12 protein-coding genes and 1 pseudogene are annotated in these 15940 nt (G+C 41.0%); 11 read left to right on the forward strand and 2 right to left on the reverse strand.

Annotated features, from left to right (window positions below; all coding sequences use genetic code 11):
• Positions 1 to 369 precede the first annotated feature (369 nt).
• From Q0E08_RS08570 to Q0E08_RS08605, 8 genes are all read left to right on the forward strand, one after another.
• The gene (locus Q0E08_RS08570) at positions 370 to 1833 is read left to right on the forward strand and encodes a murein hydrolase activator EnvC (RefSeq protein ID WP_294778695.1); all 1464 of its coding nucleotides are present in this window, start codon (positions 370 to 372) and stop codon (positions 1831 to 1833) included.
• A gap of 31 nt (positions 1834 to 1864) precedes the next feature.
• Positions 1865 to 3337, forward strand: a complete 1473-nt coding sequence (locus Q0E08_RS08575) for a murein hydrolase activator EnvC (RefSeq protein WP_294778696.1) — start codon at positions 1865 to 1867, stop codon at positions 3335 to 3337.
• 1 nt (position 3338) lies between these two features.
• Positions 3339 to 3953: an epoxyqueuosine reductase QueH gene (locus Q0E08_RS08580; RefSeq protein ID WP_294778697.1), complete on the forward strand. Its 615-nt coding sequence runs from the start codon at positions 3339 to 3341 to the stop codon at positions 3951 to 3953.
• Positions 3946 to 5214 (forward strand): replication-associated recombination protein A, encoded by a 1269-nt coding sequence (locus Q0E08_RS08585; protein WP_294778698.1) that lies wholly within the window; start codon positions 3946 to 3948, stop codon positions 5212 to 5214. The genes Q0E08_RS08580 and Q0E08_RS08585 overlap by 8 nt, the downstream gene beginning before the upstream one ends.
• Positions 5211 to 5843, forward strand: coding sequence for an endonuclease III (gene nth, locus Q0E08_RS08590; RefSeq protein ID WP_294778699.1), 633 nt, complete (start codon positions 5211 to 5213; stop codon positions 5841 to 5843). Before Q0E08_RS08585 ends, nth begins: the two co-directional genes overlap by 4 nt.
• Positions 5843 to 6346 (forward strand): shikimate kinase, encoded by a 504-nt coding sequence (locus Q0E08_RS08595; RefSeq protein WP_294778700.1) that lies wholly within the window; start codon positions 5843 to 5845, stop codon positions 6344 to 6346. The genes nth and Q0E08_RS08595 overlap by 1 nt, the downstream gene beginning before the upstream one ends.
• Before the next feature lie 76 nt (positions 6347 to 6422).
• Positions 6423 to 7895 (forward strand): IMP dehydrogenase, encoded by a 1473-nt coding sequence (guaB, locus tag Q0E08_RS08600; protein WP_294778701.1) that lies wholly within the window; start codon positions 6423 to 6425, stop codon positions 7893 to 7895.
• A 68-nt stretch (positions 7896 to 7963) separates the two neighbouring features.
• Positions 7964 to 8806 carry a glycerophosphodiester phosphodiesterase gene (locus Q0E08_RS08605; RefSeq protein WP_294778702.1) on the forward strand — a complete coding sequence of 281 codons (843 nt, stop codon included), beginning with the start codon at positions 7964 to 7966 and terminating at the stop codon, positions 8804 to 8806.
• A 382-nt stretch (positions 8807 to 9188) separates the two neighbouring features.
• On the opposite strand, the gene Q0E08_RS08610 is transcribed toward Q0E08_RS08605, so the two are convergent.
• Both Q0E08_RS08610 and Q0E08_RS08615 read right to left on the reverse strand, forming a co-directional pair.
• Positions 9189 to 10742 (reverse strand): 2-C-methyl-D-erythritol 4-phosphate cytidylyltransferase, encoded by a 1554-nt coding sequence (locus Q0E08_RS08610; RefSeq protein ID WP_294778703.1) that lies wholly within the window; start codon positions 10740 to 10742, stop codon positions 9189 to 9191.
• 9 nt (positions 10743 to 10751) lie between these two features.
• Positions 10752 to 13508, reverse strand: a complete 2757-nt coding sequence (locus Q0E08_RS08615; protein WP_294778704.1) for a CDP-glycerol glycerophosphotransferase family protein — start codon at positions 13506 to 13508, stop codon at positions 10752 to 10754.
• 273 nt (positions 13509 to 13781) lie between these two features.
• Here Q0E08_RS08615 and Q0E08_RS08620 point away from each other — a divergent pair, with 273 nt between their 5' ends.
• From Q0E08_RS08620 to Q0E08_RS08630, 3 genes and pseudogenes are all read left to right on the forward strand, one after another.
• Positions 13782 to 14474, forward strand: a complete 693-nt coding sequence (locus Q0E08_RS08620) for an iron-sulfur cluster assembly scaffold protein (protein WP_177663410.1) — start codon at positions 13782 to 13784, stop codon at positions 14472 to 14474.
• 18 nt (positions 14475 to 14492) lie between these two features.
• Positions 14493 to 15488: a GGGtGRT protein gene (locus tag Q0E08_RS08625; protein WP_177663409.1), complete on the forward strand. Its 996-nt coding sequence runs from the start codon at positions 14493 to 14495 to the stop codon at positions 15486 to 15488.
• Positions 15489 to 15717: 229 nt separating this feature from the next.
• A pseudogene (locus tag Q0E08_RS08630) lies at positions 15718 to 15940 on the forward strand (hypothetical protein); the annotation flags it as partial.

Raw genomic sequence — 15940 nt, forward strand, 5'->3', positions numbered from 1 at the left:
AATCACGCCAATAAAATCAACTAACCGCTTAATGCCTCCCTTGTGTAAAGGGAGGTGGGTGCGATTTATCGCACTCGGAGGGATTGTAAAAGTGCCGCAAACATCGAGTTTGCGGCACTTTTGGCGTTTTCCGTTTTTTGCTCGGGGGCGGTACTTATGTACAGCTCCCACTCGCAAGAAAACGAAATTCAGAAACTTTCTCAACAGTCTACAGCGTATCAAAACTTTCCTTTATAAAGGGAGTTTTTTCTGTTGTGTTCTTATTTTTTAATATAATGTAAAAAAATATAAAAAATACATAATTAACCTTTTACTTATAATAATAATTGTGGTAAAATTATTATGTAGAATTTTACGGAGGTGCAAAATATGAATAACTATGTTAAAAAGATAGTTTCTGTTTTAATGAGTGCGTGCTTGATATGCACAAGTGCGGCAATTTGCACACCTGTAGGAGCGAACACGGCAAAAGCCGTAACCAAATCTCAAGAACAGCGAAAAGAAGAACTTGAAAAGAAACTTGAGGAAACAAACAAAAAGCTGAAAGAACTCGGCAAAGAGAAAAAAGACGCGCAGGAATACCTTGATGTTATCGACACAAAGCTCGACACATTAAAGGAGCAATATTCCATTACGCTGAACGAAGTTAGCCAAACAGAAAACAGAGTTAACCAAACGGAAAAAAACATAAAAACAAACACCGAAACTTTGGCTACAATTAAATCCGACCTTGAAACAATGGAGGCAAGCACAAAACAGCTTGAAACTGATTACAAAAATGTTCAGCAAAAGTACTGCCAAAGAATCAGGGCAATATATATCAGCGGCGAAACGGAAAGTGTGCTTTCGTTTTTACTTTCGGCAAACGGAATCGAAAACTTTTTGACAAGGCTTGAAATGGTATCGTCCATATCAAAAAAAGACGGCGAACTTATGCAAAGCGTGTCGGACAAAATCGAAGAAATAAAGCAATCTCAAATAAAGCTCAACCAAAAGCAAGAAGAACTGAATAAAACACAAAAGGTGCTTAAATCCGATACGGAAAGCTTAAAAGTTCAGCAAGTATCCCTTAACCAAAAGGAAGCTGAAATGAAGAAGAAAAAAACCGCTATGGAAAAACAGCAGACCGAAGCGAACACGGTTCTTCAAAAAATCAACGACCAAACAAAAGAATACTCCGAGCTTCACGATATGACGCAGGACGAGATTGACCGAATCGACAACGAAATTCAGGAAGCTATCAAAAAATATAAAAACAAACAAACAACAAAGAAAAAGGTTACAACCACCAAAAAGAAGCCTGCAACCGCCGAAAAAGACGAAACAACCGAAACTTCTACCGAAATCGAAGAAGAAACGACAGAAGAAATTGCTTCGGACTTCATCAATATGACCTACCCTTGCCCGGCATATACAAAAATAACATGTGCGTTCCACGGCTACTCCGGTCACAGCGGATGCGATTTTTCAACAGGCGGAACAACAGGCAACAAAATAGTTGCAGTAGACAGCGGTACGGTCATCATTTCAAGGGATATCACCTGCGACCGTGGCACCTGCAAAAAGAGTTACCACGGCGGAGGATATTGCAGTTACGGCAGATACATCGTTATTATGCACGACAAGCCTAACAGAAACGGCGAAACGGTGTACACCCTTTATGCACACAACAGTTCCCGCTCCGTATCGGCAGGTCAGCATGTAAGCAAAGGCCAGCAAATCGCACTCAGCGGTTCAACGGGCAATTCAACGGGTCCTCACCTCCACTTTGAAGTAAGACTCGGTGACGGCTCATACAGAGATGCCGTAAATCCGGCATATTATTTACCTTAAACAAATCAAACAAAACAAGGGGCGTTTCAATTTGAAACCGATTATAAAAAAATCAATCGCAATATTAATATCAATGAGCATGCTGTCGGCAACCTGTGTTACCGCATATGCAGATGAAACAACAACCGCACAAACCACGGCTCAGCAAGGCACTCAGGCAGTTACCGACACAAGCGGAAAAACCGTAGTAACAAACGAAAAAGGCGAAGCGGTTACGCAATCACCCGAGGCGGCACTGAATCAACAAAAAACCGACCTTGAGGCAAAGCTCAAGGAAAGTGAAGAAAAACTCGCAAAGTATCAGGCAGACCAAAAAGCAACCGAAGAATACATCAATTCGCTTGATGAAAAAATCGGATATATGAACCAGGATTTGAGCGTGCTTGACAATCAAATCTCAACTGCAAGAGCAAAAATCAGCGGATTAAAAAAAGAAACAAAAGAACTTAAAAAAGCGATTAAGGTTGTAAAAAAAGAATACAACGCCCAAAACAAGGAACTTGAAAAGCTCAACAAATCTTTTCAAAAAACATACAACGCATATTGTATGCGAATGAGGGCAATGTACATATCGGGCTCGGACAGTATTTTGGTGGCTCTGCTTACAAGCAAGGATATAAGCCAACTGCTTTCAAGATACGAAATGATTAAAGCGGTTTCAAAATCCGACACGGCATTGCTTAAAGAAGCAAAGAAAAAGACAAAACAAATAACCGAAAAAAACAAAAAAATATCTGAACAAAAAGCCGTGCTTGAAAGCAGCAAAGCCGTGCTTGACGAAAAAACCGCCATCATTGAAAAAGAGCGTGACGGAATTGAAAGCAAGCAGGCTGAGATTGCACAGAAAAAAATCATACTTGCACAAGACAGAGCCGAGAGCGACTCACTTCTTGCCGAATACGCTCAGAAAACTCAAATGTACAGCGAATACAAATACGAAGATGAAGAACTTTTGAAACAGGTTGACAGCGAAATCAACAGCGTTTTAAGCGGTCTTAAAGCTCCCGAAGAAGCAACAACGGCGGTAAAATCCGAAAAGGACGGCAACAAGCAAACCACCTCTACCGACAACGGCACTTCCCCGCTGTATTACAACTCGGCGGCTGTGCTCAATTTAACCTATCCCGCTCCGGGACATTACGCAATTTCCTGCGGCTTCGGTCACTACAGCTCCGGCAAGGCACACACCGGCACGGACTATCCTTACCCTGTCGGTTCAAAGGTTGTTGCCGCACAAAAAGGTATTGTTATCAAAACAAGAGAACTCAATTATTCATACGGCAAATATGTTATGATTTATCACGGCACGGATAATCTCGGCAGAAAAATCGTAACACTTTACGCCCACAATTCACAGCTTCTTGTAAGCACGGGTCAAACCGTTAAAAAAGGCCAGCAAATCGCAAGAGGCGGTTCAACAGGCAACTCAACGGGTCCGCACTGCCACTTTGAGCTTATCATTGACGGCAACAAAGTAAATTCGGGACCGTATCTCAGCAAATAAAATGAACAAAATTAACTTTCAAAAAGAATTAGACAAAATAATCGATAACTTAAACGGCGAAGTGCCGAAACTATTTTTGCATTCCTGCTGTGCACCGTGCTCAAGCTATACGCTTGAATATCTGAGCAATTACTTTGACATCACGGTGTACTACTTCAATCCCAACATTTCACCGAAAGAAGAATTTGACAAAAGATTTGCCGAGCAAAAAAGGCTGATTGACGAATTACCGGCAAAACACCCAATCAAATTGGTGCTCGGAGAATATGACTACAACGACTTTTTAAGCATTGCAAAAGGCTACGAGGACATTCCCGAAGGCGGTGAGCGTTGCTTCAGATGCTATCGTATGCGACTTGAAAGCACAGCAAAACTTGCAAAAGAGCAAGGATTTGATTATTTTTGCACAACCCTTTCAATCAGTCCGCTGAAAAACAGCCAAAAAATTAACCAAATAGGCTTTGAAGTTGCGGAAAAATACGGCATAAAATGGTTACCGTCCGACTTCAAAAAGAAAGAGGGCTACAAGCGTTCTATCGAACTAAGCAAAGAATACAGCCTGTACAGACAGAACTTCTGCGGCTGTGTTTTTTCAAAGGAGAAAACAGATGAATAAACCGTTGGCAGACAGAATAAGACCAACCGAACTTGAAGATGTTGTTGGGCAAAAGCATCTGCTCTCCCCCGACAAAGCACTTTACAATATGATACAAAACGGCGACATACCGAACCTGATATTCTACGGACCGTCGGGTGTAGGCAAAACAACGGTCGCCTCAATCATAGCAAACAAAACAAAGCGTGCGTTAAGAAAACTCAACGGCACATCCGCATCAACGCAAGACATCAAGGACATTGTGGCTGAAATAGGCACTTTTTCCGCACCAAACGGAATTTTGCTTTATCTTGACGAAATACAGTATTTCAACAAACGCCAACAACAATCGCTTCTTGAATACATAGAAAACGGCAAGATAACACTTATTGCCTCCACCACCGAAAATCCGTATTTTTATGTGTATTCGGCTATACTCTCCCGTTCTACGGTATTTGAATTTAAGGCGCTCAATTATACGGATATTATCCCCGCAGTTGAGCGAGGTTTTAAGTTTTTGGAGGAAGAAAACAACCTCAAAATCACCTACTCCGACGATGTGGTTAAAAAAATCGCACAAGGTTGCGGCGGTGATGTACGCAAAGCACTCAACAGCGTGGAAAATTGCTACTTTGCAACGCCGACGCTTGACGGTGTAAAAGCCGTAAGCATTGAAACCGCAGAGGAGCTGACGCAAAAATCCGCCATGCGATACGACAAAGACGGCGACGAGCACTACGACATTGTATCGGCATACCAAAAAAGTATGAGGGGTTCGGACACAAATGCCGCACTTCACTACCTTGCAAGATTGCTTGAAGCCGGAGATTTGCCATCGGCATGCAGACGGCTTATGGTGTGTGCCTGTGAAGATGTGGGGCTTGCATATCCGCAAATTATTCCGATTGTCAAGGCGGCGGTTGACGCGGCAATGATGGTCGGTTTGCCGGAGGCGAGAATTCCGCTTGCAAATGCAGTCATTCTTGTTGCCGAGTCGCCAAAATCAAACAGTGCCTATGAAGCGATAAACGCAGCAATGGCGGATGTAAAAAAAGGCAATTTTGGGCCTATTCCGCGGCAACTTCAAAACAAGCATTTTGACGGCGAAGACGCCAAGATTAAGGGGCAAAACTATATTTATCCTCACCCGTTCCCGAATCATTGGGTTGAACAACAGTATTTGCCCGACAAATTGAAAAACACAAAATACTACGAATACGGTGCCAACAAAAACGAACAGGCACACAAGGAATATTGGGACAAAATAAAGGGCAACAAATGACAAAAAAAGAAAGAGCACAAAATGCAATAGAGGTTCTAAAAAAAGAATATCCCGAAGCGATTTGCTCGCTCAATTCTTCAAACCCGTTTGAACTTTTGGTAGCAGTCAGGCTGTCGGCACAATGCACGGACGCAAGAGTAAACCTCGTCACCCCCGCACTGTTTGCCAAGTACAAAACGCTTGACGACTATTGCAACGCCGATGTCAAGGACATTGAAGAAATTATCCGTTCCTGCGGATTTTACAAAAGCAAGGCGGCTTCCATAATTGATATGGCAAAAGGCGTGCGTGACCGCTTTGGCGGAGTTGTGCCCGACAATATTGACGACTTAATCACACTTAACGGTGTGGGCAGAAAAACGGCAAACCTCATTGTCGGCGATGTTTACGGCAAGGAGTCAATAGTTGTTGACACGCATATGATAAGAATTGCAAACCGAATAGGTCTTGTAACCGAAAAAGACCCGAAGAAAATCGAGTTTGCTCTCAAAAAAATAATACCGAGTGAAGAAGGCTCGGATTTCTGTCACAGGATAGTACTTTTCGGCAGAGATATATGCTCGGCAAGAAAGCCGAAGTGTGACATCTGCCCTATGGAATATAACTGCAAAAAGGTTGGACTTAAATAATGAACAAAGAAAATATAATTTTAATCGGCATGCCCGGCAGCGGCAAAAGTACATGCGGCGTACTTGCTGCCAAGGCTCTGCTGAAAAATTTTTTTGACACGGACCTGCTGTTTCAGGGTCTTGAAGAAAAGAAACTTCAGGACATCATTGACGAAAACGGCATTGAATATTTTTTGAAAGCGGAGGAACGCACAATTTTGTCACTTGACATAAACGCAACGGTTGTTGCAACCGGCGGAAGCGTTGTTTACAGCGACAAATCAATGCAGCACCTCAAAAAAAGCGGCAAGATAATTTTCCTAAACCTCAGCTACGACAACATGGTTGACAGAATAAAAAACATCACCACACGAGGAGTAGTTGTAAGAAAAGGCAGTTCGCTCAAAGATATGTACAACGAAAGACTGCCTATGTACCAAAAGTGGGCAGATGTTGTTATAGACTGCGACAGCAACACGGTTGAAGAAACCGTTGCAAAAATCGTTGAAGCGGCAGAGAAATAAAAAACTCTTGATTTAATACCTTTAAAATGGTATGATAGTTTAAATATTCAAATATTATAATTTATAGGAGGTTGTTATGAAAGAATACGGTGAAAAATTTGTAAAAGAAGGACTTACATTTGACGATGTTTTGCTTATTCCTGCAAAATCCGATGTAACTCCTGACGGTGTGTCGCTCAAGACAAAGCTTACAAAAGACATCAGTCTTAACATTCCGCTTATGACTGCGGCTATGGACACTGTAACCGAATCAAGAATGGCTATTGCCATTGCCCGTGAAGGCGGTATCGGTGTTATCCACAAAAATATGACTATCGAAGAACAGGCTACCGAGGTTGACAAGGTTAAAAGAAGCGAAAACGGTGTTATCCTAAATCCGTTTTACCTCTCCCCTCATCACAGCGTAAAAGACGCAGATATGTTGATGGGCAAGTACAAAATCAGCGGTGTTCCGATTTGTGAGGACGACGGCACTCTTGTAGGTATTCTTACAAACCGTGACCTTCGTTTTATCCAAGATTACAGCGTAAAAATCTCTACCGTTATGACTCCGAAAGAAGAGCTTATCACAGCAGTTGCAGGCACAACTCTTGAAGAAGCAAAAAACATCTTGATGAAGTCAAAGGTTGAAAAACTTCCTCTTATTGACGAAAACGGCAAGCTCACAGGTCTTGTAACAATCAAGGACATTGAAAAAGCCGTTAAATATCCAAACACAGCCCGTGACAGCAAGGACAGACTCCTTTGTGCGGCTGCTCTCGGTGTAACAGATGATGTGCTTATCCGTGCACAGGCTCTTTACGAAGCAGGCGTTGACGCATTTGTTCTTGACTCGGCTCACGGTCACTCCGAAAACATCATCAGAAATGTATCCAAGGTTAAGGAAGCGTTCCCTGATGTATCACTCATCGCAGGTAATGTTGCAACAGCAGAAGCTACCGAAGCTCTCATCAAAGCAGGTGCGGACGCTGTTAAAATCGGTATCGGTCCGGGTTCTATCTGCACAACCCGTATTGTTGCAGGTATCGGTGTACCGCAGATTACAGCTATTTACGATTCGGCTGCTATGGCTGACAAGTACGGCGTGCCTGTAATTGCAGACGGCGGTATCAAGTATTCGGGCGAAATTGTTAAGGCACTTGCCGCAGGCGGCAGCGTTGTTATGGTCGGCTCACTTGTTGCAGGTTGTGACGAAGCTCCGGGCGAAACAGAAATTTACCAAGGCCGTCAATTCAAGGTATACCGTGGTATGGGCTCTCTCGGTGCTATGAATCACGGCTCTGCCGACAGATACTTCCAAAAGGGTTCAAAGAAATTTGTTCCTGAAGGCGTTGAAGGTCGTGTTCCTTACAAGGGAGCAGTTTCAGACACCATCTATCAAATGATGGGCGGCTTGCGTTCGGGTATGGGTTATGTAGGTTGCCACACAATCGAGGAACTCCGCCAAAACGCACAGTTCATCAGAATTACAGGTGCAGGTCTTGTTGAATCACATCCGCACGATGTTTACATCACCAAAGAAGCACCAAACTATTCGGGAAATAAATAAGATTACATCAATCACACAAAACCGCCGGCAAAAATGCAGGCGGTTTGATATTCCGACAGGGTGAATATATGACCAAAAAAGAAAAACGCAAAAAGCGAATAGAAAAATTCAAGCGATTTTTAAAACGGAATATGACACCCACATGGGCAAAACGATTCAGCTATCAGGTTGTAGCTTTTATTATCAGCGTTTCGATGGTTGCGGGAGTTGTGTCTTATGCCTTTAACAAAACCTATGACGAGCGAAAGCTGACTTTTGTTGACGGCTTCACCATAACGGCACACACGGGTGCATACGACACTCCCGACAATTCGATGAAATCGCTTGAGGCGGCAATCGAACACGGTGACGAATCGTTTGAAATAGAGGTTCGGCAACGGCCTAACGGAATTGTTGTTATGAGCAACGACATCATCAACACAAATTCGGACGGAACGGAAATTTCAGCCGCATTTAAAAGGGTTAAGCAAACAAATATGCGTTTGAATCTCGACATAAGAGAAACGAGAGTTCTCAAAACCCTGCATGATTTAATTGTTGATTACGGCTTGACCGACCGTGTTGTGCTCACGGGAATTGAAGTTTTCCAAGCCGACAAGGTCAAGGAAAACTGCCCGGGAATTGAATATTATGTCAATTATATGCCAAGCAGAATCAATATTTTTACCGAAGAATATCAGCAAAAAATAATTGATATGCTTGAAAAAACAGGTGCAGTCGGCATAAACTGCAATTACAAGTACGCATCACGAACTCTGTCAAATCTGCTCCACAAAAACGGCTACAAACTCTCGATCTGGACTGTGGACAGAAAATACCAAATTAAACGCACTCTTATAAACAATGCAGACAATATCACCACGCACTACCCCGATAAAGTGCAAAACATCATCAACAAATGGGGAAAATAAAAAAAGCAACCGTACTCTAATCGGTCACCTATTGACAAAAAGAAATTGCTATGATAATATAAAAACAGACAAAGGGCTTGTCGGATAGACGGTTAGCCGCTTGTCATATAAGATCGAAATAATCGCCCTTAATTTTCGCGGATTATAGGGCGGTTATTCTTTTACTGCCAATGTTATTGCTAAAATAAGTACAAGAGTAATTATCACTGCATATTCCATAGCTTCACCCCCTAAACAAAAATAGAGGGCACTGCCCTCTTGCAAAGAGGGCTAACCGCCTACCGTTAATCGATAGTTTCCTTTGTCCACAGCAATTATATATTATTTGTAAATTTATGTCAACAAAACGCTCCGAGATAATGTTCTTCGGAGCGTTGTTAATTTATTTTAATATTGACAGCCACTTATCTGTAAGTTCAAATGTGTCATTTTCAAAAAGGCTGTTGTGAAGCCTGAAAACCATATCAACAAACAGGAGCGATTCTATCCTCTCCTTTGATGAAAGCGGAGCAAAGTATTCCACAAGCTCGGCTTTTTTCTTTTGCACATCTTCGGTTGTATCGGTAAGTTCTGTGCCGATAAATCGAACAATATCAAGTTCAAGCGGTGCAATATAACCAATCGGGTCGATTGCCGTAATAAGTTCATCGCTCTTCATAATATTGTACCTGTGCATATCGCCGTGTACAAGGCAAAATTCATCGTTAGCAAATACTTCATCATACAGCTCATTGGCTTGAGTTACAAGCTGCATAATTTCTTCGTTGCGGTAAGAAAACTTGTTTTCGTCAAGCTTGCCGTGCAAAATATCGGAATAATTATGGAACTTGTGAATATCATTTTCACTGATTTTTATATCCTTGTAACTGTTAAGTGCCTTCTCAAAAAAATCCAAAACAGTGGTATCATTTTTGTCAAATTGCGGCAAGTCGCTGTCCATTTGCTGCATAAGAATTGCCGAACAGGTATCGTCATAATCATAAAGTTCGCACATAAATGTTGCCGGCAAAGTTTGATAACAGCTTCTCTCAGGCTCGTATCTGTCGATAAACGGCGGAATCATCTTCAAAACACAATCGCCGTATTTAATGCTTTTTGCCAAAAAGATAATGCCGAAATGCGAAGTTTTTACAACCCTGTAATCGGTTATCTGCCACTTTTTGAGAAGATTAGGAATTTCCTTTTCAAGGCGACGGGTCCAATTCTTTGTTTGCGACGGATAATTTTCAAACAAATATCTGTTAAGTCTGCTTACACTGTTAAAAATATCCTTGTAGTCAACATTATTATCCCTTGCATTGATAAGTGCTTCAAGATATTTTAAGTCCGCAGGATAAGTAAGCTTAAAGTTATTGTTAAAATCAAAATAAAGCTTGATTTTGCTGTTTTCAGGCAACTGCTGGGTCACTTCTGTGAGTTTGCTCTCAGGGTCAAAATTATCATAAAGCAGTTTGAAAGCAAAGCCCTCCGGCGACTGCATAAGATAATACCTGTCACGGTAAACCTTTTGAATATCATAACATCCGAGCGAATCGGTAATCGCCTGAGCGGTTACCACTGCTGCATTATCATCAAGAAAAGCAAAATACTTATCCATAAGTTCACCCGTAATCATCGGACGAACCGCATCGCAAACAATAACCTTGTCGCAATCATAATTGTCATTGATGTATTGAAGTGCATTGACAAGCGAATAATTGCGTGTTTCGCCGCCGTTTACAAAATCAACTCTGTCATCAGCCGCAAGATTTGTAAGATAGCTTTTGTTTGCCTCAATATTTGTAACAATCAAAACCTTATCAACGGTTTTTGCCTCAAAAATAGCGTCAACAACATATTCAATTACCATTTTGCCGTTTATTTTATGGAACTGCTTTGGCACATTTGAGCCAAAGCGTGAGCCGACACCGCTCGCAAGAATTACAACTACATTCATACTATATCCTTATATTTTAGAGAAAAGTCGTTTGAAAAATGACGGCTTTTCTTCTTTTTTACTGTCTGCCAAAACGGCATCTATAACTCGCTTTGAATTGTTCTTGTCAAGGTTGACAAAGAAATTTGTTACTCTGTCGATATAATCGTTTTCGCAATCCTTGTCAATAATCTTGATAAGTGCGTCAACCGCACTGTCCAAGTCATAACAAACAGGACCGAAACCGTCTCTTTCGTATTCAAAGAAGCCCTTGTCATAAGTTTGATTTTCGTAAAACTCTTCCTTATCAAACTGAGTATAAACAATAGGTTTTTTGAGATAAGCAAAGTCAAATGCAATGGTTGAATAGTCTGTTACCATAACCGATGATTCGGCAAAAACCTTATTGTAATTGATAAAGCCTTCATTGATTGCAAAAACATCATTTTTCTTAAAATCAACAGCCTGCTTCCTGAAAATAGGATGAAGGCAGAACAAACCGGTGTAGCCCTTTTCTCTCATCTTTGCAAGCAAACGCTCATCATTGATAAGTCCGTTATAGAACTTATAATAATCCGTATTTACAAAGCCGTCATAATAAACGCTCGAGGTTTTATCATCATAAGCGCCCTTTATGCTCCTTCTCCAAGACGGAAGAACAAGGAGTTGCTTCTTTTTGTCATCATAAAGTGCGTCAAAACGAGGAAGTCCCGTAATTACACATTGGTCGGCAGTCATATTATATCTACCGTCAATAATTGCCTGACGCTCATTTACACCCGTGTTAAAGAAAATCTTAATGTTTTTATTGTAATGATTGAGCCAGCCGGAACAGTCACCGCAGTTTACACCGTGATTCATAAAGTAAAAATCGAAGTGATACATATCAACAAAATACTGCCTGTCATCCTCAAACGCATTGATGGTAAATTCACCGGCACTTGATGAAACAATTTTGTCGGCAAGGAGAAAGTAATACTTAAACTCGGTATCCTCAAAATACACAACCTCGCCGATTGCTTCAAGGCGGTTTTTAACCTCATCGCTTGCCGCTCTGCCGATTGTAAATATCGGTCTTACACCGTGCGGAGTGTTGTTGCAAATATACTTAAACACAACCTCACCGCTGTCACCGGCGTTATCGATTCTGTCGGAGAAAAGCCAAACACTGCCCTTTTTCTCCTGCTCTTTTTTAAACTTCGGAAAGCCTGCTCTTATTTCGGCAAGGTCATCTCTGCCGATTTCTTTAAGATAATCAACACATGCCTTTTCGGCATTTTCCACATAAGCTTTAAGGTCTTTAGGAACGGAAACCTTAATTGCCTTACGCATACTTCTTACAACATATTTATCGTAGACCTTATACGAAGGACTGAAAAGACTCCTTGTAGAAATAAATTTGCTGTAAGTCATTGAAACAGAGGTTTCGTTGCCACCGTATGAAATGTACGGTCTAAAGCAAATTTCGGTTTCCTTTACACCTTTAAGGCTGAATTCACACTTGCAAAGATAATAATAACTCGGATGATTTAATTTGCCCATCACATTATACGGGTCGTAAGGCACAAGTTCGGGGGTTGCTTCCTGATCACCAAAACGAAGTTTAAACTTAACTTCGCCGTCCTTTGTGCATCTGAAAAGCCATTGAGCAATAAAAACATCAACAAAAAGCTTATCGTCTTTTATATCAAGAGCGGCGATTTTGCACACCTTACCTTTTTGATTAGGTAAACAAAGCGACCACATATCTTTGTAATGAAGCGTGCCTGTTTCGGCATCAAAATCTATGAGTTCAAACAAAGTCTTGCCGTACTTAATTTTGAAAGCCTCATTTTTCTTAAACATTGTCTTATGCTTCGGATTGTTGAGAAGAATGTAATCGTCAATTCTGTCAAGGAGCATTTTAACTCTTTCAAGATATTCCTTTTGCTCCTGCTCATCGAGGACCTCAAGATAATAATCATGGCCGATTCTCCAATAAAGGTCATAGGCAACCATTGACTGAACATAAGGAATAACCTCGCCGTACATCTCCTCGCAATATTTCATAAGTTCCATATGATAATAAACAAGCGAATTGATGTAAAACGATTTGTCATGCGTTTGATTGTTAACGGCTGAATCCCCTACATTACGGCGTCTGTAAAGATAAAGTGCCTCACAAATAAGGCCGACCTTTTTCTTTTTGAGCATAATCTTGTTGATAAAGGTTGAGTCCTCGCCAAACTTTAATCTGCTGTCAAACCTTACATCACCGAGTGCATCGCTTCTGATAAATGTTGTAGCGGCTGTTGACTGAACGGAAAACCATTCTTCCTTGTTTTCAAGGTCGGCAACTCTTGTGCCGTTTTTAAACTTGTAATCGAGCGAATGAAAATCTTCATTTTCTTCAAAAAACTGAATTCTTGCGGCAAGCACATCAATCTCGTCATAATGTTCTTCAAAAAACTTGTAGGCATTTTCAAATGACGAAAGTTCCCACTTGTCATCAGGGTCAAGGAAAGTGATATATTTTGCATCAACATATTGAAACGCAGTGTTTCTTGCATTGCTTACGCCGCCGTTAGGTATCTTTTGATACACAATATTATCCGGATACATTTCCTTATACTTAAGGCAGATTGCCTCGCTGTTGTCAGGAGAGCCGTCATTAATCATAATAAGCTGAATTTTGTCAAACCCGATTGTTTGATTGACAAGTGACAAAATCGCTTCTTCTATATAATCCTCTACATTGTAAATCGGCATAATTACCGAAAACAAAAACTTATGCTCATCTTTAGTCATACTATTTCTCCCCAAATAAAGAATTGTGCTTTGTACCAAAGCATTAAAATACATCATAATAATATCACAGAAAAGAGGTATTTTCAACCATATTATAATAAGTATATACTAAAAACTTATAATTAAAAAGCACATATATGACTATTTTGTGTATAATTTGTCAAAAAATAGCTTTAATTAATATTTTTACTTGAACATAGCGTTTTTATTGGGTATAATAAAGACGGTAAATTTTAAAAATTTATTCTAAATTAAAAGTAAGGAGTTTAGAAAATGGTTTATTCACATGAAGTTGAAACAATGTGTCCTGTAGCACAGGGCGTTGCTCACGGTGCTGCTCCTATCCCGGAAGAAGCAAAGTGGGTTAAGGCAAAGGAAATCAAGGATATTTCCGGCTTTACACACGGTGTAGGTTGGTGTGCTCCACAGCAGGGTACTTGCAAGCTCACACTTAATGTTAAAAACGGCGTAATCGAAGAAGCTCTTGTAGAAACAATCGGTTGCTCGGGTATGACTCACTCTGCTGCTATGGCATCAGAAATTCTTCCGGGCAGAACAATTCTTGAAGCTCTCAACACAGACCTTGTTTGTGACGCTATCAATACAGCAATGAGAGAACTCTTCCTCCAAATCGTTTACGGTCGTACACAGAGTGCTTTCTCTGATGACGGTTTGGTAATCGGTGCAGGTCTTGAGGATCTCGGTAAAGGTCTTCGTTCACAGGTTGGTACAATGTACGGTACTCGCAAGGCAGGTCCTCGCTACCTCGAAATGACAGACGGTTATGTAACAGGCATTGCTCTTGATGAGGACAATGAAATCATCGGCTACAAGTTCGTTAACTTCGGCAAGATGATGGACTTCATCAAAGCAGGCGACGATGCAAACACAGCATTTGAAAAGGCTCAGGGTCAATACGGCCGTGTTGCTGACGCTGTTAAGGTTATCGACCCAAGAAAAGAATAAGAGTAGGAGGATATTATAATGGCTTTATTTGAATCATATGAAAGAAGAGAAAAGCAAATCCTTGCTGTTCTTGAAAAATACGATATTAAATCAATCGAAGAATGCAGAGAAATCTGCCAGGCTAAGGGTTTTGACCCTTACAAAATCGTTGAAGGCATTCAGCCAATCTGCTTTGAAAATGCAAAGTGGGCATACACAGTTGGTTGTGCAATCGCTATCAAAAAGGGCGTAAAATCAGCTGCTGAAGCTGCTGCCGCTATCGGCGAGGGTCTTCAGTCATTCTGCATTCCGGGTTCTGTTGCTGATCAGCGTAAAGTTGGTCTTGGCCACGGTAACCTCGGCAAGATGCTCCTTGAAGAAGAAACAGAGTGCTTCGCATTCCTTGCAGGTCACGAATCATTCGCTGCCGCTGAGGGTGCTATCGGTATCGCTGAAAAGGCAAACAAGGTTAGACAAAAGCCTCTCCGTGTTATCCTTAACGGTCTTGGCAAGGACGCTGCACAGATCATCGCAAGAATCAACGGCTTCACATATATTGAAACCGAGATGGATTACTACACCGGCGAAGTTAAGGAAGTATTCCGCAAGGCATATTCAGACGGTCTTCGTGCAAAGGTTAACTGCTACGGTGCAAACGATGTAACAGAAGGCGTTGCAATCATGTGGAAAGAGAATGTTGATGTTTCTATCACAGGTAACTCAACAAACCCAACAAGATTCCAGCACCCTGTTGCAGGCACATATAAGAAGGAAAGACTTGAAGCAGGCAAAAAGTACTTCTCAGTTGCTTCAGGTGGTGGTACAGGCCGTACACTTCACCCTGATAATATGGCTGCAGGTCCTGCATCATACGGTATGACAGATACAATGGGTCGTATGCACTCAGACGCACAGTTCGCAGGTTCTTCATCAGTTCCTGCTCACGTTGAGATGATGGGCCTTATCGGTATGGGTAACAACCCTATGGTTGGTGCTACCGTAGCTTGTGCAGTTGCTGTCGCAGAGGCTCTCTAATAAAGGTTTTCGGGACTTTTAACAGTCTTGACACAACCGCAAAAATTTGATGAAAAATTACGCTTGGGATTTCTCTCCCAAGCGTTTTTATTATAGCCAAAAGATTATATTATGATATAATTAACACATAAGGTAAAAGCCTAAATAAAAAATCAACAATAATCAAATTTATGTGAATTCAGCAAGACTGCCACAACAGTATTTACATTAATAAGATTGGAGAAAATTTATGAGCGATATTTTAATAAATACTATTATTGAACATACGAATTTAATGTTTTATAATTTTTCTATTACATTAAAAACATGTGATATGGATACTATTTTATGCGATATGCCAATATGGAAACATGTATACCATACTTTACATTCTTTGGATCAATGGTACATTAATCCCGAAATATATAATGAACCGGATTTTCATGAACCGAAATTGAATAGTCTTGATGATT

It is taken from the genome of uncultured Eubacterium sp., assembly GCF_934561735.1.
Classification (GTDB): Bacteria; Bacillota; Clostridia; order Oscillospirales; family Acutalibacteraceae; genus Eubacterium_R.